The organism is Pseudomonas sp. HP_08 (assembly GCF_055284095.1).
Genome location: NZ_JBTOQC010000023.1, coordinates 86,565 through 109,125, shown reverse-complemented (window position 1 = coordinate 109,125; position 22,561 = coordinate 86,565). Strand labels below are relative to the sequence as shown.

Below are 22,561 nucleotides of genomic sequence, written 5' to 3'. Positions count from 1 at the left end.
ACACGAGGGGAATACCATGGGATTCAATTGCGGCATCGTCGGCCTGCCTAACGTCGGCAAGTCCACCCTGTTCAATGCCCTGACCAAATCCGGCATCGCGGCAGAAAACTTTCCTTTCTGCACCATCGAGCCGAACAGCGGCATCGTGCCCATGCCCGACGAACGCCTGGCCGCGCTGGCAGCCATCGTCAATCCCAAGCGCATCCTGCCGACCACCATGGAATTCGTCGACATCGCAGGCCTGGTCGCCGGCGCCTCCAAAGGTGAAGGCCTGGGCAACAAGTTCCTGGCCAACATCCGCGAAACCGACGCCATCGCCCATGTGGTGCGCTGCTTTGAAGACGAGAACGTGATTCACGTCTCCAACAGCGTCGACCCCAAGCGCGACATCGAGATCATCGACCTTGAGCTGATCTTCGCCGACCTCGACAGCTGCGAGAAGCAACTGCAGAAAGTCACGCGCAACGCCAAGGGCGGCGACAAAGACGCCGTGGTCCAGAAAGGCCTGCTGGAAAAGCTGATCGCGCACTTCACCGAAGGCAAGCCAGCCCGCAGCCTGATGAAGAACATGAGCGCTGACGAGAAAACCGTCATCCGTGGCTTCCACCTGCTGACCACCAAGCCGGTCATGTACATCGCCAACGTCGCCGAAGATGGCTTCGAGAACAACCCGCTGCTGGACGTTGTTCGCGCCATCGCCGAAGAAGAAGGCGCGATGCTGGTGCCGGTCTGCAACAAGATCGAAGCCGAAATCGCCGAACTCGACGACGGCGAAGAAAAGGACATGTTCCTTGAAGCATTGGGCCTGGAAGAGCCGGGTCTGAACCGGGTGATCCGTGCCGGTTACGAAATGCTCAACCTGCAGACCTACTTCACCGCCGGTGTTGAAGAAGTACGCGCCTGGACCGTAAAAGTCGGCGCCACCGCGCCACAGGCGGCGGGTGTTATTCACACCGACTTCGAAAAAGGCTTTATCCGCGCCGAGTGCGTTGCCTACAACGACTTCATTCAGTTCAAGGGTGAAGCGGGTGCTAAAGAAGCCGGCAAGTGGCGCCTGGAAGGCAAGGACTACATCGTCAAAGACGGTGACGTGCTGCACTTCCGCTTCAACGTCTGATTGAGGGCCGTGCAAGTGCACGGCGCTTGAGAAAGATGAGAACCCCCGTTATCGCGTTGGCGATGCGGGGGTTTTGTGTTTTTACGGCTTTATGTGTCACTGCGCATCGACAAGGCAAAGCGTGCCATGGCTTTCCTTGAGCCGTGTCTACAGCAACTGCCCGCCCGAAATATCAAACGTCGTGCCGTTGGCCCACGCCAGGTCATCGGACAGGATGGCGGCCACCGCACCGCCTATATCGTCCGGTAATCCCACACGTCCCAGCGCGATACCCTGTGCCACATAGGCGTTTACATCCTTGTTGTCGCGCACCACACCACCGCCAAAATCGGTTGCGATGGCACCCGGTGCAATCGCATTCACCCGAATTCGACGCGAGCCCAGTTCCACCGCCATGTAACGGGTCAGCACCTCGACGGCGGCCTTCACGGCCGCATAAAGGCTGTAGCCCGGCAGGGTAAAACGTACGAAGCCAGAGGAAACGTTGAGGATACGACCGCCGTCTTCGATCAGCGCCAACAGCTTCTGAGTCAGAAAAACCGGACCGCGAAGGTGCGTGGCGACCAGTGAGCCGAACTGTTCTTCGGTGGCGTCAGTGAAGTTCGCAAACAGGCCATTGCCGGCATTGTTGACGAGAAAATCGAAGCGTTCGCGGCCGAATTCGTTTTGCAGCGTATCAGTCACTGTGTCTGAAAAAGCCTGATAGCTGGCGGTATCGGTGATATCGAGCGCCAGCATCGCGACTTTTCCGCCTTGGGCTTCGATCTCCTGTTTCAGTGATTCGGCTTCTGCTACGCCTCTGCGATAGGTGCCGATGATGTGGATGCCGCGTTTGGCGAGGTGAAGCGCCATGTTGCGGCCAAGGCCACGGCTGGCGCCGGTGATGAGTGCGATCGGTTGGGTCATGGACGGTCTCTACCAGGTTAGGCGCACCACTCGGTGCGTTCTTGACCGGCTCAGAATAAGTAATGACCGGTGGGCAACCCACGCCCGATACACTCAATTTATTGCCTGATTGTCTCAATCGTCTTGCTTGATAACGAGGCGTGGTCATAATCGGCCCATGCACAACGACCTTGCACCGCACCTTGATATAGCCCTGCGCCATGCGCCACCGGGTTTGACGATTACACCGATTCCGCGTGTAGATATCTGTGTCGGCCAAGGGTCTACAGACAAGGCGCCCTGCCTGTATCGCTCGATGATCTGCTTCATCCTGCAAGGCTCGAAGCGCGTTGCGATCAACGACAACCTTCTGAGCTACGACAGCGAGCACTATCTCATCAGCGCCCTGGACCTGCCTTTGTCAGGGCAGATTCTGGATGCCGAAGACGGTCAGCCCTACGTTGCGGTATCACTCGTGCTGGACCCGGCCATACTGGCCGAACTGGCCGAACTGGCGTCGACCATGACGCCGGTTCGCGAGCACGAACAAAAGGGCATTGGCATCGCCATCAACCCGATGACCGCGCCGCTGCGCGACACGTTACTGCGCTTATTGTCGCTGCTCGACACGCCTGCCGATATCCGGGTGCTCGGCCCCATGGTCGAACGGGAATTGCTCTATCGTCTCCTGCAAGGCCCCCAAGGCAGGCTGCTGCGTCAGATTGCCCAGCCCGATGGCGCACTGGGCAGCATCCGCCGGGCAGTGGCCTGGATCAGGGATCATTACACGACCCGCCTTCGCATCGAAGCATTGTGCGATGCCAGCGGCATGAGCCGGGCAAGCCTGCATCGCCATTTTCTGTCAATGACAGGCCTCAGTCCTATTCAGTACCAGAAACAGCTCAGACTGCAGGAAGCTCGCCAACTGTTACTGGCCGGCGAACATCGCGCCTCTGACGTGGCGTTCGCTGTCGGCTATGAAAGCGCCTCCCAGTTCAGCCGCGAATACCTACGGCAATTCGGCGCACCGCCTGCACGCGATGTGCGCGAGATACGGCAGGCGATCAGTGCTCCAACAAGGATGTAAGCGGCAGACTGATTCCGGTTTGTCTAATCGCTAGCAATCTCGCTCCACCGCTTGCTGCTCAGCCAAAAGCGCCCGCTCCCGATCCAGTTCGGCCCGTAACTCTTCCTCAGTAGGCAACACCAGTCTGTACTTGCTGGCGAACAATTGCTCGCTGCCTTGCAGCACCGAGTAACGAACCACAGATGCATCTTTCTGCGCACAGAGAATGATGCCCACGGCCGGTCCATCTTCCGGGCCGCGTTTGAGGTCGTCGTACATGCGCACGTACATGTCCATCTGGCCAATATCCTGATGGGTCAGTTCGCCACGCTTGAGATCAAAGATCACGAAACACTTGAGCAGGTAGTTGTAAAACACCAGGTCGATGTAGAAGTCTTTGCTCTCGGTACTGATGCGCTGTTGTCGTGCCACGAAGGCAAAGCCTTTGCCCAGCTCCAGCAGAAAGTTCTGCAACTGATTGATCAGCGCCTGTTCCAGATCGCTTTCCAGCAAGGTGCCGGCATTGGGCAGACCGAGAAACTCCAGCAGCACCGGGTCACGCACAAATTCACGCGGGTTCTTGCCCAGTGCGTACAGGTTTTCGGTAGCTTCCTGCTCCACCGCTGAGCGGTCCTGACTGGCCAGCAGACGCTCGTAATACAGCGTGCCGATCTGCCGCTCCAGCGCACGAGTGCTCCAGTTCTGAGTAGCGGCTTCGACCATGTATCACTGACGGGCATCGTCGCTGTCTACCTTGAGCAGGGTGCGATAGTGCGTCCAGCTCAATTCGCGACGCAGTGCGTCGCGAATCGGAAACGCCAGGAAAAAACCACGCATATGGCGCAGGTTAGTAGCATCGAAGCCCTTGCCAAACTCGACCGTCAACACTTTAGCCAGTGTGGACAGCAGGTGTTTGCCATATTCGGCACGCGCCGCGCCTTGTTGCTCGAATTCTCGGCCCTCTGCGGGCCAGCCGTTATGAACGACTGCCACTGACAGTATCAAGGACGCTCAGCTCTATAGCCTGCACAAGAACTTCGTTGCGCCTCACTCTACCCCCTCAAAACTCATATTTCGTATTAAGCATAAAACTGCGCGACTCTCCCCACGAAGCGCTATAAAAGTTTTCATCCAGCGAACTCAGGTACTTCTTGTCGAACAGGTTATTCACCGTCACGGTGGCTGACCACTGCGGGCTCAGGTCGTAGCGGGCCATCAGGTTGGCCGTTGCATAGTCGCCCTGTTTGACCTTTGCAGGTGCCGGCAGCCGCCCGGAGTTGACCGTCATGTGAATGCCGCTCTGCCAGTTCACCCCGCCGCCCAGCGTCAGCTTTTCCAGCGCCCCGGACAACCGGTATGTGCTGAAGACCTTGACCATATCGGCCGGCACGTTGTTTTTCACCCGCTCGTGCTCGCTGTCCTTGACCACCGCGTGGCTGTAGCTGGCGGCCAGATTCCAGTTCGGCAACAGCTCACCGCTGGCTTCCAGTTCCAGGCCTTTGGTGGTGGTTTTCGAGGCGCGATAGGCCGTGATCAATGAGTTGCCTTCCACGGTGCCGTCGGAGAGTGCGTCATTGTCGAGTTTGACTTCAAACAGCGCTGCCGAGGTGTTCAGCCGGCCGCCGAAATACTCGCCTTTCAGGCCCAGTTCATAGTTGTCGCCTTCGCGTGGGTCGAGCAGTTTTCCCGAGCGGTCGCGGTAGGGTTGTGGCTTGAAGATGCTGGTGTAGCTGGCATACACGGAATGATTGTCGTCCAGGTCATAGACCACGCCGGCGTAGGGCGTGACCTTGCCATTCACATGCACCTGATCATCGGTGCCGTAGGGCACCAGGCTGGCGACGTGATAGATCAGCGCTGCGTCGTAGCGGTAGCTGGTCACCCGTGTGCCGAGGATGACCGAGAGATTATCGGTGGGCTTGAGGCGGGTGGCCAGGTAGATGCCGTTCTGCCATTGGTCGATGTTGTCGTCTTCGCGGTTGAAGTTGTAGCTGGCCGCAGGTGCGTAGTTGTTCCAGGTGTAAAGGTTGACCGCCTGGCCGCTGACGCCGTTGTTGCTGGATCCATTGGCCAGCAGGTTGCCGAAACCGTTGCGACGGTTTTCGTAGTCCTGAAGGTTGAAGCCAACCACCAGTTCGTGTTCACGCCCGAACAACTGATAAGGCCCGCTGGCCATGACATCCAGGCCTTTTTGCTCCTGGGTGTTATCGCCTTTGGTCGCGGTGTAGCCAAGGCCGCTGCCGGTCTGTGAATTGACGAAACCGGTAGTGGTGCCAACGATGATCGAATCGTAGTCGCGGGTGCTGTAAAGGTAATTGGCCGCCACCTTGAGCTTCCAGTCATTACCCAGCTTGTGCTCTACAGAGGCGAAGGTGTTGATCGACTCCTGCACGTTACTGCTGCCGCGGCTGGCCGGGTTGTCGTGCCGTGAGGTGTTCAGGCGCTTGCCCTGACTGTCCAGCACCGGCAGGCCGGTGGTAGAAAAACCATCCTGTTCGCTGTGCAGGTAATCCATGCCCACCGTCAGCAGCGTGTCGTCGCTGAGGTCGGCTTCCAGCACGCCATAGCCGATGGTTTTTTCCTGCTGCAAGTGGTCGGTGAAGCTGTTGCCTTGCTGATAGGCCGCCACTGCCCGGCCGCGTATCGCGTGGTTGTCACTGAGCGGGCCGGACACATCCACTTCGCTACGGTAGCGGTCCCATGAACCGATGCCGGCCGTGACGTGGCCCTTGAAGGTCTGCGTCGGTTTCTTGCGCACCAGATTGACCGTACCAGACGGATCACCGGTGCCGGACAGCAAACCGTTGGCGCCGCGTAACACCTCGATCCGGTCATAGATGGCCATATCGGACACCGCTTGCGGCAATGCCTGGGTAAAGGCAAAGGAGGTGGTCGGCATGCCGTCGTACTGGTAATTGTCGACCGCCAGCCCGCGTGAATAAACGTACAGGCGTTCGCTGCCGGGGCTTTGTACATTGATCCCCGGCGTCTGCTGCAACACATCACCGATGCTCTTGAGGTTCTGATCGTCCATGCGCTGGCGAGTCATGACACTGACGCTCTGTGGCGTTTCACGCAGTGACAGGTTCAGCCTGGTGGCGCTGCTGGTTTCGCCCAAGGTGTAGGCACCCGTGTCCTCGGTCACTGCCCCCAAGCCACTGGCACCAATATTAGTGGCATCGAGCTGCACAGCGCCGGTCTGGTTGCTCAGCGGATACAACAGCCAGTTGCCACTGGCATTGCGAGTAACGGCCAGGCCGCTGCCGGCGAGTAACCGGTTGAGCCCCTCGCGAACGCCATATTCACCGCGCAGTGCGGGCGCCTGCTTGCCCTGCACCAGAGCCGGGTCGAAAGGCAGAGTAATGTTGGCTGCCTGGGCGAAGCTGTTGAGCGACTCTTCCAGAGAGCCGGCGGCCAAATCGTAGCGGCGGCTTTCGGCTTGCTCCGCGTGTACGGCAAAGCTGGCCAGTGGCAGGCAGGCGATGCTGCTCAACAGTGCGCCACGCAGGGCGAGCGCGAGGGTGCTGTGGCGCAGGTGTCGTGGTGGAATCAAAGCAGCAGAGGACATGAACAGCGAGCTCCTTTCGAATAGCAGGGTGTATTCCCTGTTTGCCGAAGGGCTCGCAAAAACCCGTAAAACTTTTTCAGGATTTTTTTCAGCCCGCTCAACGGGCGACAACGCGGGCCCAGAGCGGGGTAAAGCGCTCGATGCGTACCGGCAGCGAATCGCCCAGCGCGCTCAGGGCGCGGTCGATGTCATCGAGCTGGAACACGCCTGATACTTCCAGCTCGGCAATGGCCGGGTCACAACTCAACCAGCCATGGCGATAGCGCGCCAATTCGGCGGTCAGTTCACGCAGGCGCATACGCCTGGCCACCAGTTGCCCGCGGGTCCAGGCGCTGGCGTTGAGGGGGCTGGTCTCTATTCGCCGGCTGCCGCGGGTATCGATCAGGTACTCTTCGCCGGCGCGCACAGCGACTGGCTCGCCGTTGCCGTGAATGGCCACCACGCCCTCCTCGACCCGCAGCCGCGTGAAGTGCTGTTCGTCACGCACCGCGAAAGCCGTCCCGATCGCCTGCAATTGCGCGTGCCGGCTATTGACCCAGAAGCTGCGTCGCCCGCCCGGTGCAGCGCTGTCCTTGCCGGTATCGATAAAAATCTCGCCACGGCGCAGGACGATAAGCCGGCGCTGGGCCGTGAACTGCACGTCGACCGCACTGGCAGTGTTCAACTGCAAGCGGGTGCCATCGTCCAGCACGACCTGACGCCGCTCACCCACGCCAGTGGCATAGTCCACGCCCCAGGGAACCAGCGTGCTGTCACGCAACGACCAGCCGCCAGCGCCACTGATAATCAGCCCGACACCGACTGATTTGAGAACCTGACGTCGGCTGTGACGCCCCGTGTGCGCACGCTGCAGAGTATCTAGCGCCACGCCCGTGGGCAGTGCTGCCAGCCCCTGAAACGTGGCGTCGCTTTTCTGCAGTGCCTGCCAGGCAGTTTCATGCAATGCATCGGCCTGACGCCAGCGCTGACAGGCCTCCAACAGCTGCGGGTCGGCGCCGGCAGACTCCATGCGCACCCGCCAGCCGATGGCCTGGTCGAGCACCGTATCGGGCAGTTCAGGCAACGAGCAAGCGCTCATCGCTGGGCCAGGTAGCAGTGACGAATGGCGCTCGCCATGTATTTCTCGACCGAACTGAGGCTGGTGCCCAGGCGTCCGGCGATGTCCTTGTAACTGAGCCCTTCGAGCCGCGACAGCAGAAAGGCCATGCGCACCCTGGGCGGCAAACCATCGAGCAAGGCCTCAACACGAGCCAGGGTTTCCAGCAGAATCAGTTGCGACTCCGGCGACGGCACCTCAGCCACAGGCAGGTGGGCAATGGCTTGCAGATAAGCCCGCTCAATGTGCTGGCGACGAATACGATCGACCAACAAACCATGCGCTACCGTGCTCAGCCAGGCGCGCGGCTGACGCAATTGCTGTGGCCGCTCCGGCTTGCCGAGGATATGCACGAAGGTGTCCTGAGCCAGATCAGCCGCACTGTCGCCATGGCGCAACCGCTTGCGCAACCAGTCCAGCAGCCAGGCGTGATGATCGATGTACAACGCGCGGACATCGGCGTGCGGGGCTGGCGGAGTGGATGGCGACGACACGGAAGGCCCCTGCACGATAATTCGATGCACTTGAGAATTTGTCGCATCCTAGTGCGTGATGAAGGAAATCTCCAGCCCCATGTTGCTACCAGCGACATCGGTATACGGTCTTTTTTTCAAAGTGAAAATCCAGCCACCCACGTCGCAAACCATGGCGCTCACCATCCTGAAAGCGACAAACGGTAAAGCACCATTAAAGTTTTCGACGAACGGTTCGAGACAGTAGCGACCGCCTGGCCAGGATTGCCGGGCACCTATTGGAACCCTTCCGCTATGTTCCTGAGTAACTTTCGCCTGCAGAGCAAGCTCTTGTTGGCGCTTACCGTGGTCAATCTGATCAGCATCGCCTCCTTCATCAGTTACGCGCAGTACGCCAAGGCTCAGGACATTCGCCAGCAGATCGACAACCGCTTGCGCACCGCCGCCTATGCGGTGCCGCGCTTGCTCGGTGAGGATTACCTCGATCGCACGCGCAAACCCGATGGCCTGAAAGACGGCGAGTACCTGGCCCAGGTGCGCAATCTGGGCGCGTATGCGGCAGAGGTGGATCTCAAGTTCGCCTACAGCTTGATCGTCGATGACAAGGACCAGGTGTTCTACATTGCCGACGGCGCCAGCGCTCAGGATATTGCCACCGGTACATATTCCAGGCACCTGGAGCACTACAAGGATGCCAGCCCGGCGGTGCTCAAGGCGGCGCGCAGCGGTCAGGCGCAGTTCGATGAGTACACCGACAGCTATGGCAGTTTCCGCTCGATTTTCCTGCCGTTGCGCAGTGCCAGTGGCCAGCCTTATGTGGTGGGTGTCGACGTCACCCTCGACGCGCTGGCGCAAGCGATCGATGCCAGCCTCTACAGCCTGCTGTTGATCGGCGCAGCGACTTTCGCGGTGGGTCTGCTGTTGTCCTGGATGGCGGCGCGCATGCTGGTGTACGGCATTCATCACCTCACCGGCCAGTTGAACCACATAGCCGAGCAGCGCGATTTGTCGACCACGGTCACCGTGGTCACCCGCGACGAGCTGGGCCAGATGGGCACGCACCTCTCCAGCCTGCTTCAGGATTTGCGCCAGACGCTGGGCAGCGCTTCGGGCATGGCCGACAACAACCAGCAACTGGCCGAAACGTTCCTGCACCTGGCCGACGATATTGCCCGGCGCATCCAGCAGGCGAGCGGGCAACTGGCCGATATCAATCAGGATGGTCAGTCGATCCGTCAGTCTGCCGAACACTCTTCCAGCCTGGCCGGCACGGTGCGGGTTGACCTGGAGTCGGCGGTCGGCGAGTTGCGGCGCACTCATCAAGAATTGCAGCGGCTGATCGGCGATGTGCACCAGAGCACCTCGGCCAACATCGAGCTGGCCGGCGACTTGCACCGTTTGAGCGGCGAAGCCGAGCAGATCAGCAAGGTGTTGCAGATGGTCGCCGGCATTTCCGACCAGACCAACCTGCTGGCCCTCAACGCCGCCATCGAGGCGGCGCGTGCCGGTGAAGCCGGGCGTGGCTTTGCGGTGGTGGCCGATGAGGTGCGCAAGCTGGCCGCACAGACGCAAGGCGTGTTGACCGATGCCAATCAGGTTATCAACACCGTGACCGGCGGCATCCGCCAGATCGCTCAACGCATGGGCAGCACCGCCGAGCAATCGCGTGCCCTGGCGGTGACATCAGACGGCGCGCTGGATGTGATCGACGGGCTGGTGCGGCAGATGGGCCTGGTCAGCGGCACGATGGACCGTGCGCTGGCCAGCAGTGAAGAAATCCAGCACGCAGTCACCGAAATCTCCGGTCGCCTGGGCGGCATGCATAAAACCTTCGAGCACACCCACCAAGGCATTGCCGAGATCCATGATTCGGCCACCGCACTGGGCAGTACCGCACGGGCGCTCAAGGGCGGCTTGAGTGTGTTCCGCACCTGATCATCAGCCGGCCTCCTGTTGCGGAAATACGCCGCCGACCTGGCGTTCCCACAACCGCCGATAGGCTCCGCCGGGTCGTTTGATCAATTCGTCATGGCTGCCATCTTCGGTGATGCGGCCATTGTCGAAAAACAGAATGCGGTCCAGTTGCGCCACCGTCGACAGGCGGTGGGCAACCACGATCACAGTCTTGCCGAGCATCACTTCGGTCAGGGTTTCCTGAATGGCCTTTTCGGTGATCGAGTCCAGCGCCGAGGTGGCTTCGTCCATGATCAGGATCGGCGCATTCTTGACGATCACCCGCGCGATGGCGATGCGTTGCCGCTGCCCGCCAGACAAGCGTACGCCTCGCTCGCCGACCAGTGAGTGATAACCCTGGTCCATGCGCGCGATGAACTCATGAGCATGCGCCTTGCGCGCCGCCAGCTCGACCTCGGCCTCTTGCGCCTGCGGATTACCGTAGCGGATGTTATCCAGCAGGCTGCGGTGAAACAGGCCCGGCTCCTGCGGAATCAGGCTGATCTGCGAGTGCAGCGACTGCTGGGTGAAGTGGCGGATGTCCTCGCCATCGATACTGATGCTGCCCTGCTGTGGCTCGTACAAACGCAACAACAGGTTGATCAGGGTCGACTTGCCGGACCCCGAATACCCCACCAGCCCGACCCGCTGCCCGGCTGGAATATTCAGGTTGAGATCACGAAACAGCGGCCGTTCGGGCTGGTAACCGAAGGTCACGTCACGCAGGGCAATGCCGCCGCTCTGCACATGAATGGCCCGCGCCTGCCGGGTATCGGTGATCTCGTGCGGCACCACGATGGTCCTGACGCCGTTCTCGATATTGCCGATGTACTCGAACAAATCCAGAAAGCGCCGGCTGATGTTGCGCGCCTCGGAGATCACCACGAACGACAGCGTGGTGCTCATCACAAACTCCGGCACGCCGATGCGCCCTTGCTGCCACAGCCACAAACCGGCACCGAGCAAGCCGATCTTGAGTATCAGCGACGCGGCAAACTGGAACAGCACGATCTTTTCGTTGAAACCGAAGGTACGCCGCGCCGCGCCGATCTCGCGGGTCAGAAAGCGTTGCAGGTGCGCGCGCTCAAAGCCCAGCCGGGCAAACAGGCGCACGGCGGTCAGGTTGGTAACCGCGTCCACCACCCGCCCGGTGGTTTCGCTGCGCGCCGCCGAAAAGGCCTTGGACAGCGGCTGACAACGCCGCGCCAGGGCATAGGAGCAAACGATAAACAGCACCGACCAGGCCAGGGTAAACAGCGCCAGCACATTGCTGACTGTGGTCAGAATCACCACCGCCACGCTCATGCTGACGATGACCGGCAGCACATCGAAAATAATCGCCCACAGCGTCATGTTGACGCCCATGGAGGTTTCCGAAATACGGTTGGCCAGAGAACCCGCAAAGTTGCTGCCGATATAGCGCTGCGAATGGTGCTGCAAGTACGCAAACAGATGCGCCGTGACCCGGGTCCTTTGCAGCGGCGCGACATGCACGCGGGCAAAGCCTGCAATACGGCCGAACACCAGTTCGCCCAGATTCAGCGCGATGAACAGCAGCAGCGGCGGCCAGACGGCATCGAGCACGCGCACCTCGCCGGTGTCGTGACTGATCGCACCCACGACTTTACCCAGCGCCAGCGAAACACTGACCCCGCATGCCGAAGAGATGATCTGCAAAACGGCGATGGTCAGGTACCAGTGCCAGAAATAGCCGGCAAATTGCAGGGTGAAGCGCAAGGGGCTGGAAGCAAGTTGCGGAGGATGTGAATCGAGTTCAGCGCTTGAGGTAGACATTGTTGGTCATCGCATGCCAAAGCATGCTGGATACAACTGCGGGCATCCCGGACAGGTTATGCAGCGTTCGATTGATGTCGGCGTCCTTGGTGCGGTGCGCCCCGCCGAATGGCTGGTGAGGGGTGGCACTATCGTCGAGCGGGAGGGCTTTCAGAAGTAACAAAAAGCACTATGCACATTCATCTGGGGAATATGCGGGTTAAAGCTTCTCGCCATCCAACCGATACGGCTGTACTGCTTACCCGGACGAATCAAGGTTATCCACCATGAACAAGATGTTCGTCAGCCCCTGGCTGATAGTTTCTCCCGAAGGACCGATTACCTGTGCCGGTGAAGGCTCGGGGCGAGTACATATGCGCCAGGGCGATGCCGATGGTGCCTGTGGTCCGTACGCCTTGATGATGGGCCTGATCACTCTCGGTGCGCTGGAACGCGAAGGCGTCGCCAATATGGGCGACTCGGATGGCCGCAGCCGCGTGGGCCGCTTCCGCAATGCGCTGCTGGAACACGGCGCACTGATTTCCCAAGGCACGACCACCCAGGACCTGATCAACCTGGCCTGGCACTTTCGCGCCGACGGCATCGCGCCCGAGCTGGTCACGGGCAACAAGGGCGAGCTTGTCCACGTCATCCAGAACGCCATCGAAAACGCTGCCGTTGCCTTGCTCAGCGTCAGTTGGTCAAAGCTTGAAGGGCATTGGCTGATGGTCGTCGGCCATCAGGGTTATGAAAGCGAAGGCGTCTACCAGCCCACTCACTTGTTGTGCCTTGACCCTGCAAGCGAAGCCCCGAAGGCCTCGCTGTGGAATGCGGTAATCGCAATCTATGACGACGAAGGCAAGGCACTGCGTGGCGGTACGTATACCTGTGATCATTGGGGGCTCAATGGACAAGTGTCCTCGTGCAAGCTGGATCAGGTGTTGATGTTGAGCAACTGAAGGGGTTGACGTTTTGTTGCATGGCGACCCGGTACTCAGTCACGCCGGCGCAGGCCAGCCCATGATTATCGTCGCCTGCGAGTCTTGGGCACTTCATGTTTGTCCGCTGAGGAATAAGAGCGGTACGGAGTGCTTTTCTCCAGTACCTCTCTCACCACGGTCAGCGCACTGGCCGAATCGCACTTGGCATAACACGCCACCAACAATGCCAGCGGGTGCACGCCGATATGGCGCGCCAGTTGATCGATCTTCTCAAGCGTCGGGCTTTTCAGGCCGCGCTCGATTTCCGACAGGTAAGTTCGACCACTCACACCGACGAAGTCTTCCTGGGTAAGGCCTTGGGCTTCGCGTGCTTCCCTGAGCGCCGCACCGATTGCTTTGCTCAATTGCATACGCGGCCCGTCAGTATCAAGGGGGGCAATTAAAACAGTAGTTAGGTAAGACTTACCCTAGCAGCCGTTTAAACAAACCGTTTATTGACTGACGAATGACCGCCACAAGGTGATGCGCTCAATCCGGGCTTGTCAGGAGTTATCCGCCTGCGATCCCTGGCCATTGCCAGTGTGGCGTGCGTGATTGTCGAACTGTTGCACCAGCCTGCCGTGCAGCAACCCCAACACATCCTCGGTGGTTACCGAATCGCGCTTGGCATAACACGCCACCAGCAACTCCAGCGGGTGAATTCCCATGTGGGTCGCCAGTTGATCGAGCTTTTCAAGCGTGGGGCTTTTGAGTCCGCGTTCTATTTCCGACAAGTACGTGCGGCCACTGACGCCTACGAAGTCTTCCTGCGTCAGCGCCTTGGCCTCTCGAACTTCCTTGAGCGCTGCTCCAATTGCCTTGCTCAGTTCCATAACGTGACCCTTTACAAAATAAAGGGTTTTCACTTGAATGACCGCTATGGCACTACACGCTATAGCGTTCAATGACGTGCCATGTTTATTCACTGATGGATTAATCGCCGTACTGTAAGGACCACTGCCGCCATGAAACGCAAGCCTTCCGCTGCCCGTTGTCGAAAACACGCAGGTACAGCACCGCAACCGGTGTGCAGGAAATGCCGCCTCGTACAGCACCGTTACTTGCGGATGGGGCGCATTGCCAAACCTGCATCCATGCAGTCGTCTGCGCCGCCATTGGCGCTGAGCAATGCGGTACAGGCAGCACTTGCAAACAGTTGGCAGGCACTGCCCGAGCGCAGCAAGCGCGCCTTGAGTGCCAGTATCGCGTCGGGCAGACAAGGGGAAGAAGCCGCGCTGACCGATCTGGCACGGCTGTTGATGGATTGCGCCGGCGTGCTGTTCAAGCGGGCACTGACGGCGCGGCATAACCGGCTCAGGGAATGAGCGTCCAGCCCTGCTCGGTGGCCAGTAAACGATCGGTCAACCGCAGGTTGTCCAGAAACACATCGTCGTGGGAAACCACCAGCAGCGCGCCGCGATATTCCTCAAGCATGGCTTCCAGCGCCTGCATCGACGGCAGGTCGAGGTGGTTGCCCGGCTCGTCCAGCAACAGCAGTTGCGGCGGCGAGCCTGCATACAGTGCGCAGGCCAGCGCGGCCTTCAAGCGTTCGCCGCCACTGAGCTGGCCGCTGGGGACCAGAATTTTTCGGGCATCCAGGCCCAACTGCGCCAGGCGTGTACGCATCTCACTTTCACAAGCGGCGGGGCTGGCGTGATGCAACTGCTCAAGCACTGAGCGCAAAGGGTCAAGGCTGGCCAGCCGCTGATCGAGGTAGATGCACTCGGGCGTGACGTTGCACGTCCCGGCCAACGGTTCAAGCTGACCGGCCAGCACCTTGAGCAAGGTGGATTTGCCGCAACCGTTCGGGCCGATGACGCCGACCCGTTGCTGACCGCTCAGCAACAGATCGATCCGCCGCGTGGCAGCGGATACAAAGGGCAACGTCACAGCATCGAGTTCCAGCACACGACGGCGAGCCACCTGATTGACCACAACGCCCGGCAAACTGATCACTGCCGAATCGTCGACCTGCTGCGCGGCCTCACGCACTCGCAGGCCAAGTTGCTGCTGCAACGCCGTGTGCTGCTGGCGCAAGCGGCCTGTCGAGCCCTCGCTGCGCTCTTTTTGACGCCCCAGCACAATTGCCGCCTGATTGGCCTGCTTGCCCTGCTGTTGACCTCGCGCTTGGCGCCGTTCCTGACGCTCGTGCTGTTCGCGCATGGCGTGTTGCTCGCGCTGGCGTTCCAGCTTGCAACGCTCAAGCTGTTGCCGGGCAGCCTGCTGCTCTTGCGCTTTGCTGTGGCTGTAAAAGCTGTAAGGGCCGCCGTAACTGCGCAGCCCAAGGGGCGACAGCTCGACCGTGCGCTGCATCGTTTCCAGCAAGGCCCGGTCATGACTGATCAGCAGCAACCCGTGCGGCCAGCGTTGCAGTTGCTCGATCAGCGCCTGCCGGGCGGATCGGTCCAGATGGTTGCCCGGCTCGTCCAGAATCAGAAAGTCCGCCTGCGCCAGCGCAGCGCCGATCAGCGCGACGCGCATGGCTTGACCGCCACTCAAGGTACTGGCGGGCCTTGCCGGCTCAAGATCGTCCAGGCCATTGACCTGTAACGCCTGCTGCAAGCGCTGGCGAATGTCCCACTGCTCGCCCACCGTCTCGAAATCCTCGACCGCGCAACTGCCGGCTTCGATACGCTCCAGCGCCTGGATAATCGGCCTTATGCCGGCCAGGCTGGCAACAGTGTCATCGGCGGCCGGGGTGATTTGCTGCGCCAGGTAATGCACATGCCCGCTGCGGGTACAGCGCCCATGAGCAGGCGCCAGCAAACCTGCAAGGATGCGCGCCAGCACACTCTTGCCCGCACCGTTACGCCCGACCAGGCCGGTGTGTCGTGAGTCGAATTGTTCGTTGATATCTGAAAACAGGATTCTGCCGTCCGGCAGAACCCAGGAAACGCCTTGCAGCGTGATGCTGGCCGTGGTCATACGTGACTCCAGTGATGCCAATAACTCGCCCGCGCACGTGCAGCTTTAGGGGGGCGGTGGAAATTGGCCGTCTATACAGACGGCGGCATCAATGGCGCATCGGACCAATACCTTGGTGATGGGGTGAGTTGCTAACTATAGAAGCCTTGTGGCTGTCTTTCAAAGTCGGATTTGCGCCACCAACGCCGGCAGCACCTGCGCGGCCTTGCCTGCCAAGGCAAACTCGCGGTGACCGGAAACGGCTTCCGGTTGCAGGTTGATATGCACGACCCGTGCGCCATTGCGCAGGGCGACATGCGGAATTTGCGCTGCCGGTTGCACCAGCCCCGAGGTGCCGATCGACAGCAGCAAATCGCAACCCTCAGCGGCGGCCATCGCTTCACGCCAGGCCTGCTCAGGCAATGACTCCCCAAACCAGACCACACCTGGCCGGATCAAACCGTTGCAGTGCAGGCAGTGCGGCGGCTCGATACGCTGGCCGTCTTCCGCCAGGTCAATCGGCTCGTGGCTCAAGGCATGCGGCCGGTCGCAGTTGAAACAGCGCGGCGCATGCAGGCTGCCGTGCAAGTGCTGCACATCCTGGCTGCCAGCGCGCTCGTGCAGGTCATCGACGTTCTGGGTCACGACCGTGAGTTTCGGCACCAGGCTTGCGAGTTCGGCAATGGCCCGATGCGCCGCATTCGGTTGCGCTGCGAGCACCTTGGCCCGCCGCCATTCGTACCAGCCCCACACCAGCGCAGGGTCACGCGCAAACGCCTCGGCGGTGGCCAATGCCGCAGGATCGAAGCGCTCCCACAACCCTGTAAGCGCATCGCGAAAGGTCGGGATACCGCTTTCGGCGCTGACACCGGCGCCGGTAAACACCAGCACATGACCGGCCTCACGCAGATGGCGCGCTTCAAATTCAGTCATTGGCCTGATCCTTTTCTGTTTGCCAGCCATTGCTCACCGGCCGCCAGAGCGGCTTCACGCGTTGGCCAGGTGGTACTCGGGCCACTGATGATACGGGGTGAAGTCTCGCCATCGCCCTCGCGGGTCCACAACTCCCAGCGGCCATCACCCGCATAACCAGGCACCGCCGTATAGGGCTCGGTTTCCAGGATTTGCAAAGCCTCTTCCACTTCCGGGCGCAACGTGAGTTCGCCGCTGTAAACGTAGGGTGTGCCGCAACGAGTGTCAGAGAGACGCATCGGCCGGGCTCCAGAGTTCGGGGGTATTGAGCCGATGATGTTCGATGAGGTAGCGGGTCAGGGATTCGATGCGCTCGATATCCACGGCATCGTCGGTATTGGTGTACTGCTCGGGGTCACGATTGACCTCGGCATGGGTGGCCCGCAAGCCCTCTTCGTGCGCGACGAAATGCACCTGGGCAATGCAGTTGCCGGTCCAGCTACGGTGCTGAAAAAGGGTGTTGCCGACAAAGTAAAAGAACCATTTGTCTTCCATCTGCCGCGGCATCAGGCCCTGGCGCAAGGCGACTGCATCGTCGCCGGTGACGCTGAAGTCCAGCGCCAGGGTGATGTGCTGCTCTGGAAAAGGCAGGGTTTTCCAGTCGCTGGCCGTTGTGATCGGGGGATGTTGAGTCATTGCCTGCTCCTTGCGGGGTTTGCCGGATAATCACCTTACATTGTCAGCATTGACCATTGGGAGTCACGCCTTGGAATCCCCCCGTAGGAGCGCGCTCTGCCGGAATGCCGGACCACCGCGACCGGCTGCGTAGCAGTCGTAAATTCTCAGCGTTTCGCAGATTTATCGTCATAATTTTCAGCGTTTCCGAGATTTTGCGAGCGCTAAAGCACTCGGTCGCGGTGGTCCGGCCTTCCGGCAGAGCGCGCTCCTACTGAGCGCCGTGTGGCCAGTTCCATTAAGATCCGTCCAGACCTTACACACGGAGTCAGTCATGTCATTGAAGGTGCTGGTCGTTGGCGGCTATGGCAATTTCGGTTTTATCGTTTGCCGGCATCTGGCCGGGGTGCCGGGTATTGAAGTCATCGCCGCCGGGCGCGATGCCGCGCGGCTGGCGGCGCTGGCAAAACAGTTGCCGCTCGACACCTGGTGCGGCGATGCGCAAGGGCCGGGGTTCAGCGAGGCGCTGCGTCAGTTACAGGTCGATCTGGTGGTGCACACCGGCGGGCCGTTCCAGAATCAGCCGTACCGGGTCGCCGAACAGTGCATTGCCGCCGGCGTGCATTATTGCGACCTGGCCGACTGCCGGACCTTCGTCAATGGCATCCATGTGCTCGACGAACAGGCACGCGCGGCCGGCGTGGCGGTGCTGAGCGGGTGCAGCTCGGTGCCGAGTCTGTCGGCAGCGTTGCTGGATGAGCAGCGCGAACGTTTCAAGCGCATCGACCGGATCGAACACGGCATTTCTTCTTCTGCGAAAATGCCCGGCCTGGCCACCATCGAAGGCGTGCTGGCCTACGCCGGCACGCCGATCCTGCAACTGCGCAACGGCCAGCCACACGCGGTGCCGGGCTGGCTGGGCCTGCAACGGCGCAAATTGCCGGGGCTGGGCTGGCGCTGGCTGGCCGATGTCGATGTACCCGACATGGACCTGTTCGGCGAGCGTTATGGCGCCACCGATCTGGTGTTCAAGGCCGGTCCCGGGCTGATGCCCGGTGCGCTGGCCAATGCTGCGCTGGCGCAAGCCCGACGCCTGGGCCTGATCAACAATCCCACGCCTTGGGCGCAGCGCCTGCACAAGCTGGGGGTGGCGTGCGAACGCTTGGGCGACGGGCTCAGCGCGTTGTATATCGAGGCCACCGGCGTGGACCACAACAACCTGCCGTTGCGCGTGAATATCCAGCTCACCGCCGATCGCGACAAGGGCCCGGAAATCCCCAGCTGCGCCTCGGTCGCTCTGGCATTGAAGATGGCCGCCGGTTATCGGCCGGCAGCCGGTGCGCGGCCGTGCGTGGGCGAGATCAGCGTGGCTGAATACCTGGCGGCCATCGATGCGCCGCAAGACATCCACCTCAGCGTGCGTTATCAGGGCCGCGTATGACGTACCTCTACCTCAAGTACCTGCATGTCATTGCGGCGGTGTTCCTGTTCGGGTTCGGCATGGGTTCTTACCTGTACCTGATCGCCGCCCGCAACACGCGCAACCCGCAGGTGATTGCCCATGTCGCACGCATGGTGGTGCGTTTCGACACCTGGATCACCACGCCGGCCGGTGTGCTGCAACTGGGGACGGGACTGGCAATGTTGCACCTGACCGGTATGTCACCGGCCCTTCCCTGGCTGCGCGATGCCCTGATCATCTTCGTCGCCGTGGGGTTGTTATGGATACCGGTGCTGGTGCTGCAAAAGCGCATGCAGCGCCTCGCCGAACACAGCGCCCGGCAAGGCGAGCCGCTGCCCGCCAGCTGGGACAAACTGTTCCGTCCGTGGTTCTGGATGGGCGTGGCGGGCTTTGCCGGGATGTTCGTCATCGTGTTGTTGATGGTGAGCAAGCGCGGGCTCTTTTAGAACCGATCAGCCAAACGCTTTGCCCGGCTCGATCACCAGCGCGCGATAGCCGACATTACCCGGCTGATTGCTGGTCACCCGGTATTCGGCCAGTACGGTCTGCGTGCCGTATTGCACTTCGCTGAGCACCGGCCGGGTCAGGCGTTGTGCGGTCAGAAAATCGATGGACGCCGAGTAAATCAGTTGCGTGTCGGTTTCCGGCCGGTACTCGACCACCGAGGTAATCGGGCTGTACCAGGCGTCACCGCGGTCCTTGCCGAATGCCCAGATCTGCTCGACGGTGCCTTGCTGCTCATCGATGCGGTATTCCACCGCCCGGCTGTAATTGCCCTCCAGCCGGGTCGGGGAAAAGTCGCGGCCCCAGCCGTTGTCGAACACGGTCAAGGTGCCCTTGCCGGTCAGCCAGGCGGTGTGCTGGGTCCATGACCAGTCAAAATCGGCTGTGGCATTGAGCGGTCGCAGCACTTTGTCGCGCAGTGTCGCGTTCCAGCCACGCGGGTCGGCCAGCAGCCATTTGACCTGTTTGTCGCGACCGATCTTGGCCACGCCCTGATGCCGTGCCGAGACGATGATGCTGTCGTCCAGCGGGTCATGAGCGATGGAATTGATGTGCGCCCAGTTGCGCCCCACGCCCACGCCGGGAATGTCGCCGAACGGTAGGTGCGGGCCTTCGTTGCGTTCGTTGTCCAGCACGCTGTCGCTCTTTTCCACGCCCTCGGGCAGCAGCACCGCGGCCTTGCCCAGGGTGTGCAGCAACTCGCTGCGGTACGGGTCGAGAATGCTGGCCAGGTCCCAGTAATCGATCACTTCACCGGCCTGATCGACCTCGATGATCTGGTCACGCACGCTGCGCACCCGCTGACCGTCGGCGCGCCGGTAATCGCTGCTGCCGACGCGCAGCAGGTAAGTGCCCTTGGCGGTTTCACGAATCTCGTGAGAGAAATCGGCAAACTTCTCCGGCAAGGTGCGCGCCCAGACCGTGCGCCCCAGCAGGTCGTGCTTGTAATAACGCTGGCCCTGGCCCCAGATCAGATGACCGTCGCGGGTCTGCTGAAAGCCCATGCTCGCGCCCATGCCTTCCTTGCACGTGGAGTCGTGAATCTGTTCGATATCCAGGTACCAGCGCACATCGCCGTTGCTGTCGGCGATCCAGTTGATGCCCACCGAATCCCACTCGGCCGCGCCGCCCTGGCCGCTCCATTTGAACAGCCGATTGGCGCCGGGAATTTCAGTCAGCAGGTGATTGAACAGGTACAGGCGCTTGCTCAATTGCGCCGCGACCGTCACCGGTTCGACCTTGGGCAACGCGCCGTCCTGCTGCCCGGCCACCACCGGCAAGCGCACCGCCGGGGCATAGATCTGGTAAGTCTCCTGCACGCGCGCGCCATCCACGTCATAGGCCACCTCGACGTCGTTGCGGTGCTCGGGATACAGGCCGAACACCGGGATGCCGCCATGGGTCCACAGCAGTGAATCGCGCACCGCGTAATCGATGTCCACACCGCGCTCGCCACGGCCCTTGACCCGTACACGGACATTGGCGATGCGCTGGCCGCCATCGCGAATGATCGCGGTCAGCGGAGCCAGGCGATAAGGATTGCTGACAATGGGACCAAGACGATTTTCGCTGGCGCTGTCCGGCACTTTAGCGGTGATGCAGGCGCCTTCGGGTAGTGCCTGGGACGCGGTGTTATCAGTCATGAGGAAGACCTTATTGGCAAGGGAATCGGGTGGCGTTCAAGGGCGCTGTCAGGGCACGCGGAATTCGTTCAGGGCCGGTGGCGTCACCGCCTTTTCACTGCGTGATGTGCCTTGTGGCACCCAGTCGTAAGGCACGGGGGTGGCGCGGTACGACCAGTTCGAGATCGCGGGCGAACCCGGCGCCGGGCCCACGTAAGGACTGACGTATTCCCAGACGATTTCGCCTTTCGCCGTCACCTGGAAGAAGCGCCCGAACATGCCTTCGCCGATCAGCGTGTTGCCGTTGGGCAAGCGCCGCGCGCTGCTGATGAAGGTGCTGTTGAAGGCCCACAGCGGCTGCCCGGAATCCAGCGCGCTGTATTGCCAGACGATCTGCCGGGTGATCGGGTCGATTTCCAGCACCCGCGAACCGGTCAGGGTATTGGCGGCGACGGCGGGATAACCGGAGCCACCCTGATTATCGAAAATCAGGATATTGCCCGCCCCCGGCAAGCCCTTGGCGATCAGGTTGGCGTCATGCTGGCCGGCAATCTGATCGACCGGGCGCGGCAATGTGGTAGTGCGCGGGTCCAGCTTTGGGTAGTTAGGGCCCAGGTTCCACACCACCTTGCCGGTCTTCTTGTCGATGATCGCGACGAAGTTGGCTTCGCGGGAGTCGATGATCAGGTTGTCAGGATGAAAACGCGCATCGCCCTGCTCGTACCACTTATTGGGGCCCAGCACCTTGAGGTTGTTCAGGTGCAGAAAATCGGCTTTTTCGGTGCTGCGTACCCGATCGAGTTGCTCGGCGGTAAAGCCGAACTCGTCCAGGTGCTCAGAAGCGGTCCAGCTCCAGAGCACCTTGCCCTGCGGGTCGATTTCATAGATCACATCGTCGATCAGCTCATCGAGCTTGAAGCCTTCAATCCTGTGTACCCGGTTGGCCAGCACCAGCGTGTTGCCGTTGGCCAGGCGCTGCCAGTCGTGGTGCTGCAAGGCCGAACCCGAGGGCGCCTGCTGCGACCATTGCCAGCGTGACTTGCCGTCCCAGTCGAGCACGCCGATGGCCTGGTTATTGATGCCATTGCCGAAACCGCGCGGGTCTTTTTTCTCCCGCTCGCCAGTCTGCAACAACACGTCGCCGCGCCGTCCGCCATTGACCGCAGGATCGATGACCGCTGCCGGAAAGCCGCGATAAGGCCATTGGCGAATCAGGTTGCCGTTCATGTCGACCAGACGGGTTTGCTGGTCAGGGCTGCTGAAAATGACGTAGCCATTCCACGCCTTTGCCGGGTCATAGCGGGTAACGCCGGTGGGATAAACACTTGGCGCGGCCTGTGCGGCAGCGCTGAATAACAGGCCGGTCAAAGCCAACAATGTGAAGTGTCGTTGCATTCAGGAACGCTCCTTGAGGAATCGCAGCGAGCGTTGCCGTATGACGGAAACGAATCGGACGAAGAAACTCTTCATATTCAAAAAAGGAATTTATTTATGCTTTATTAAGTGTTTTAGTCATAAACAATTACCTTTATAAAGTCGCCCTATGCCTTGCAGCAATTGCATTTGCCCGA

The 22,561-nt window shown here is 60.8% G+C and carries 20 protein-coding genes and 1 pseudogene; 7 read left to right on the top strand and 14 right to left on the bottom strand.

Annotation, left to right across the window (positions count from 1 at the left end; translation table 11 throughout):
* The first annotated feature begins 16 nt into the window (after positions 1-16).
* Positions 17-1,117: a redox-regulated ATPase YchF gene (ychF, locus tag ACYAS9_RS19310; RefSeq protein WP_459747856.1), complete on the top strand. Its 1,101-nt coding sequence runs from the start codon at positions 17-19 to the stop codon at positions 1,115-1,117.
* Between the two features lie 147 nt (positions 1,118-1,264).
* On the opposite strand, the gene ACYAS9_RS19305 is transcribed toward ychF, so the two are convergent.
* On the bottom strand, positions 1,265-2,023 hold the full coding sequence (locus tag ACYAS9_RS19305) for an SDR family NAD(P)-dependent oxidoreductase (RefSeq protein ID WP_463569854.1): 759 nt from the start codon (positions 2,021-2,023) through the stop codon (positions 1,265-1,267).
* Between the two features lie 157 nt (positions 2,024-2,180).
* On the opposite strand from ACYAS9_RS19305, the gene ACYAS9_RS19300 reads away from it, so the two are divergent.
* Positions 2,181-3,089: an AraC family transcriptional regulator gene (locus ACYAS9_RS19300; RefSeq protein ID WP_463569853.1), complete on the top strand. Its 909-nt coding sequence runs from the start codon at positions 2,181-2,183 to the stop codon at positions 3,087-3,089.
* A 30-nt stretch (positions 3,090-3,119) separates the two neighbouring features.
* Here ACYAS9_RS19300 and ACYAS9_RS19295 read toward each other — a convergent pair.
* The 4 genes and pseudogenes from ACYAS9_RS19295 to ACYAS9_RS19280 all read right to left on the bottom strand — a co-directional run.
* A pseudogene (locus ACYAS9_RS19295) lies at positions 3,120-4,022 on the bottom strand (PDDEXK nuclease domain-containing protein); the annotation flags it as partial.
* A 106-nt stretch (positions 4,023-4,128) separates the two neighbouring features.
* A complete protein-coding gene (locus tag ACYAS9_RS19290) occupies positions 4,129-6,636 on the bottom strand; it encodes a TonB-dependent siderophore receptor (protein ID WP_463569852.1) in 2,508 nt (835 codons plus the stop codon).
* 97 nt (positions 6,637-6,733) lie between these two features.
* The gene (locus tag ACYAS9_RS19285; protein ID WP_463569851.1) at positions 6,734-7,714 is read right to left on the bottom strand and encodes a FecR domain-containing protein; all 981 of its coding nucleotides are present in this window, start codon (positions 7,712-7,714) and stop codon (positions 6,734-6,736) included.
* A complete protein-coding gene (locus ACYAS9_RS19280; RefSeq protein WP_463569850.1) occupies positions 7,711-8,226 on the bottom strand; it encodes a sigma-70 family RNA polymerase sigma factor in 516 nt (171 codons plus the stop codon). Before ACYAS9_RS19280 ends, ACYAS9_RS19285 begins: the two co-directional genes overlap by 4 nt.
* A gap of 273 nt (positions 8,227-8,499) precedes the next feature.
* Between ACYAS9_RS19280 and ACYAS9_RS19275 the strand changes: the two genes are divergently transcribed.
* Positions 8,500-10,140 carry a methyl-accepting chemotaxis protein gene (locus ACYAS9_RS19275; protein ID WP_463569849.1) on the top strand — a complete coding sequence of 547 codons (1,641 nt, stop codon included), beginning with the start codon at positions 8,500-8,502 and terminating at the stop codon, positions 10,138-10,140.
* Between the two features lie 3 nt (positions 10,141-10,143).
* On the opposite strand, the gene ACYAS9_RS19270 is transcribed toward ACYAS9_RS19275, so the two are convergent.
* The gene (locus ACYAS9_RS19270; RefSeq protein WP_463569848.1) at positions 10,144-11,952 is read right to left on the bottom strand and encodes an ABC transporter ATP-binding protein; all 1,809 of its coding nucleotides are present in this window, start codon (positions 11,950-11,952) and stop codon (positions 10,144-10,146) included.
* 266 nt (positions 11,953-12,218) lie between these two features.
* Here ACYAS9_RS19270 and ACYAS9_RS19265 point away from each other — a divergent pair, with 266 nt between their 5' ends.
* Positions 12,219-12,890, top strand: a complete 672-nt coding sequence (locus tag ACYAS9_RS19265) for a hypothetical protein (RefSeq protein ID WP_463569847.1) — start codon at positions 12,219-12,221, stop codon at positions 12,888-12,890.
* Between the two features lie 65 nt (positions 12,891-12,955).
* On the opposite strand, the gene ACYAS9_RS19260 is transcribed toward ACYAS9_RS19265, so the two are convergent.
* Positions 12,956-13,282, bottom strand: coding sequence for a helix-turn-helix domain-containing protein (locus tag ACYAS9_RS19260; RefSeq protein ID WP_463569846.1), 327 nt, complete (start codon positions 13,280-13,282; stop codon positions 12,956-12,958).
* A 132-nt stretch (positions 13,283-13,414) separates the two neighbouring features.
* On the bottom strand, positions 13,415-13,744 hold the full coding sequence (locus tag ACYAS9_RS19255; RefSeq protein ID WP_463569845.1) for a helix-turn-helix domain-containing protein: 330 nt from the start codon (positions 13,742-13,744) through the stop codon (positions 13,415-13,417).
* Positions 13,745-14,005: 261 nt separating this feature from the next.
* Here ACYAS9_RS19255 and ACYAS9_RS19250 point away from each other — a divergent pair, with 261 nt between their 5' ends.
* Positions 14,006-14,236: a hypothetical protein gene (locus ACYAS9_RS19250; protein WP_463569844.1), complete on the top strand. Its 231-nt coding sequence runs from the start codon at positions 14,006-14,008 to the stop codon at positions 14,234-14,236.
* On the opposite strand, the gene ACYAS9_RS19245 is transcribed toward ACYAS9_RS19250, so the two are convergent.
* The 4 genes from ACYAS9_RS19245 to ACYAS9_RS19230 all read right to left on the bottom strand — a co-directional run bounded on the left by ACYAS9_RS19245 (position 14,226) and on the right by ACYAS9_RS19230 (position 17,423).
* On the bottom strand, positions 14,226-15,836 hold the full coding sequence (locus ACYAS9_RS19245; protein WP_463569843.1) for an ABC-F family ATP-binding cassette domain-containing protein: 1,611 nt from the start codon (positions 15,834-15,836) through the stop codon (positions 14,226-14,228). The two genes, ACYAS9_RS19250 and ACYAS9_RS19245, sit on opposite strands and share 11 nt — an antisense overlap.
* 159 nt (positions 15,837-15,995) lie before the next feature.
* On the bottom strand, positions 15,996-16,748 hold the full coding sequence (locus ACYAS9_RS19240) for an SIR2 family NAD-dependent protein deacylase (RefSeq protein ID WP_463569842.1): 753 nt from the start codon (positions 16,746-16,748) through the stop codon (positions 15,996-15,998).
* Positions 16,745-17,026, bottom strand: a complete 282-nt coding sequence (locus tag ACYAS9_RS19235; RefSeq protein ID WP_463569841.1) for a hypothetical protein — start codon at positions 17,024-17,026, stop codon at positions 16,745-16,747. The genes ACYAS9_RS19240 and ACYAS9_RS19235 overlap by 4 nt, the downstream gene beginning before the upstream one ends.
* Positions 17,013-17,423 carry a hypothetical protein gene (locus ACYAS9_RS19230; RefSeq protein WP_463569840.1) on the bottom strand — a complete coding sequence of 137 codons (411 nt, stop codon included), beginning with the start codon at positions 17,421-17,423 and terminating at the stop codon, positions 17,013-17,015. Before ACYAS9_RS19230 ends, ACYAS9_RS19235 begins: the two co-directional genes overlap by 14 nt.
* Before the next feature lie 313 nt (positions 17,424-17,736).
* Here ACYAS9_RS19230 and ACYAS9_RS19225 point away from each other — a divergent pair, with 313 nt between their 5' ends.
* A complete protein-coding gene (locus ACYAS9_RS19225; RefSeq protein ID WP_463569839.1) occupies positions 17,737-18,843 on the top strand; it encodes a saccharopine dehydrogenase family protein in 1,107 nt (368 codons plus the stop codon).
* Entirely contained in the window at positions 18,840-19,310 is a 471-nt protein-coding gene (locus ACYAS9_RS19220; RefSeq protein ID WP_463569838.1) for a DUF2269 family protein, read from the top strand. Before ACYAS9_RS19225 ends, ACYAS9_RS19220 begins: the two co-directional genes overlap by 4 nt.
* Positions 19,311-19,316: 6 nt before the next feature.
* Here ACYAS9_RS19220 and ACYAS9_RS19215 read toward each other — a convergent pair whose 3' ends face one another.
* Both ACYAS9_RS19215 and ACYAS9_RS19210 read right to left on the bottom strand, forming a co-directional pair.
* Positions 19,317-21,011 carry an aryl-sulfate sulfotransferase gene (locus ACYAS9_RS19215; RefSeq protein WP_463569837.1) on the bottom strand — a complete coding sequence of 565 codons (1,695 nt, stop codon included), beginning with the start codon at positions 21,009-21,011 and terminating at the stop codon, positions 19,317-19,319.
* 48 nt (positions 21,012-21,059) lie between these two features.
* Entirely contained in the window at positions 21,060-22,385 is a 1,326-nt protein-coding gene (locus tag ACYAS9_RS19210) for an arylsulfotransferase family protein (protein ID WP_463569836.1), read from the bottom strand.
* Positions 22,386-22,561 lie beyond the last annotated feature (176 nt).

What these genes read in the sequence shown, in the direction of transcription:
- ychF (WP_459747856.1), top strand. Translation starts at nt 17, where the DNA reads ATGGGATTCAATTGCGGCATCGTCGGCCTGCCTAACGTCGGCAAGTCC.
- ACYAS9_RS19305 (WP_463569854.1), bottom strand. Translation starts at nt 2,023, where the DNA reads ATGACCCAACCGATCGCACTCATCACCGGCGCCAGCCGTGGCCTTGGC.
- ACYAS9_RS19300 (WP_463569853.1), top strand. Translation starts at nt 2,181, where the DNA reads ATGCACAACGACCTTGCACCGCACCTTGATATAGCCCTGCGCCATGCG.
- ACYAS9_RS19290 (WP_463569852.1), bottom strand. Translation starts at nt 6,636, where the DNA reads ATGTCCTCTGCTGCTTTGATTCCACCACGACACCTGCGCCACAGCACC.
- ACYAS9_RS19285 (WP_463569851.1), bottom strand. Translation starts at nt 7,714, where the DNA reads ATGAGCGCTTGCTCGTTGCCTGAACTGCCCGATACGGTGCTCGACCAG.
- ACYAS9_RS19275 (WP_463569849.1), top strand. Translation starts at nt 8,500, where the DNA reads ATGTTCCTGAGTAACTTTCGCCTGCAGAGCAAGCTCTTGTTGGCGCTT.
- ACYAS9_RS19270 (WP_463569848.1), bottom strand. Translation starts at nt 11,952, where the DNA reads ATGTCTACCTCAAGCGCTGAACTCGATTCACATCCTCCGCAACTTGCT.
- ACYAS9_RS19265 (WP_463569847.1), top strand. Translation starts at nt 12,219, where the DNA reads ATGAACAAGATGTTCGTCAGCCCCTGGCTGATAGTTTCTCCCGAAGGA.
- ACYAS9_RS19260 (WP_463569846.1), bottom strand. Translation starts at nt 13,282, where the DNA reads ATGCAATTGAGCAAAGCAATCGGTGCGGCGCTCAGGGAAGCACGCGAA.
- ACYAS9_RS19255 (WP_463569845.1), bottom strand. Translation starts at nt 13,744, where the DNA reads ATGGAACTGAGCAAGGCAATTGGAGCAGCGCTCAAGGAAGTTCGAGAG.
- ACYAS9_RS19250 (WP_463569844.1), top strand. Translation starts at nt 14,006, where the DNA reads ATGCAGTCGTCTGCGCCGCCATTGGCGCTGAGCAATGCGGTACAGGCA.
- ACYAS9_RS19245 (WP_463569843.1), bottom strand. Translation starts at nt 15,836, where the DNA reads ATGACCACGGCCAGCATCACGCTGCAAGGCGTTTCCTGGGTTCTGCCG.
- ACYAS9_RS19240 (WP_463569842.1), bottom strand. Translation starts at nt 16,748, where the DNA reads ATGACTGAATTTGAAGCGCGCCATCTGCGTGAGGCCGGTCATGTGCTG.
- ACYAS9_RS19235 (WP_463569841.1), bottom strand. Translation starts at nt 17,026, where the DNA reads ATGCGTCTCTCTGACACTCGTTGCGGCACACCCTACGTTTACAGCGGC.
- ACYAS9_RS19230 (WP_463569840.1), bottom strand. Translation starts at nt 17,423, where the DNA reads ATGACTCAACATCCCCCGATCACAACGGCCAGCGACTGGAAAACCCTG.
- ACYAS9_RS19225 (WP_463569839.1), top strand. Translation starts at nt 17,737, where the DNA reads ATGTCATTGAAGGTGCTGGTCGTTGGCGGCTATGGCAATTTCGGTTTT.
- ACYAS9_RS19220 (WP_463569838.1), top strand. Translation starts at nt 18,840, where the DNA reads ATGACGTACCTCTACCTCAAGTACCTGCATGTCATTGCGGCGGTGTTC.
- ACYAS9_RS19215 (WP_463569837.1), bottom strand. Translation starts at nt 21,011, where the DNA reads ATGACTGATAACACCGCGTCCCAGGCACTACCCGAAGGCGCCTGCATC.
- ACYAS9_RS19210 (WP_463569836.1), bottom strand. Translation starts at nt 22,385, where the DNA reads ATGCAACGACACTTCACATTGTTGGCTTTGACCGGCCTGTTATTCAGC.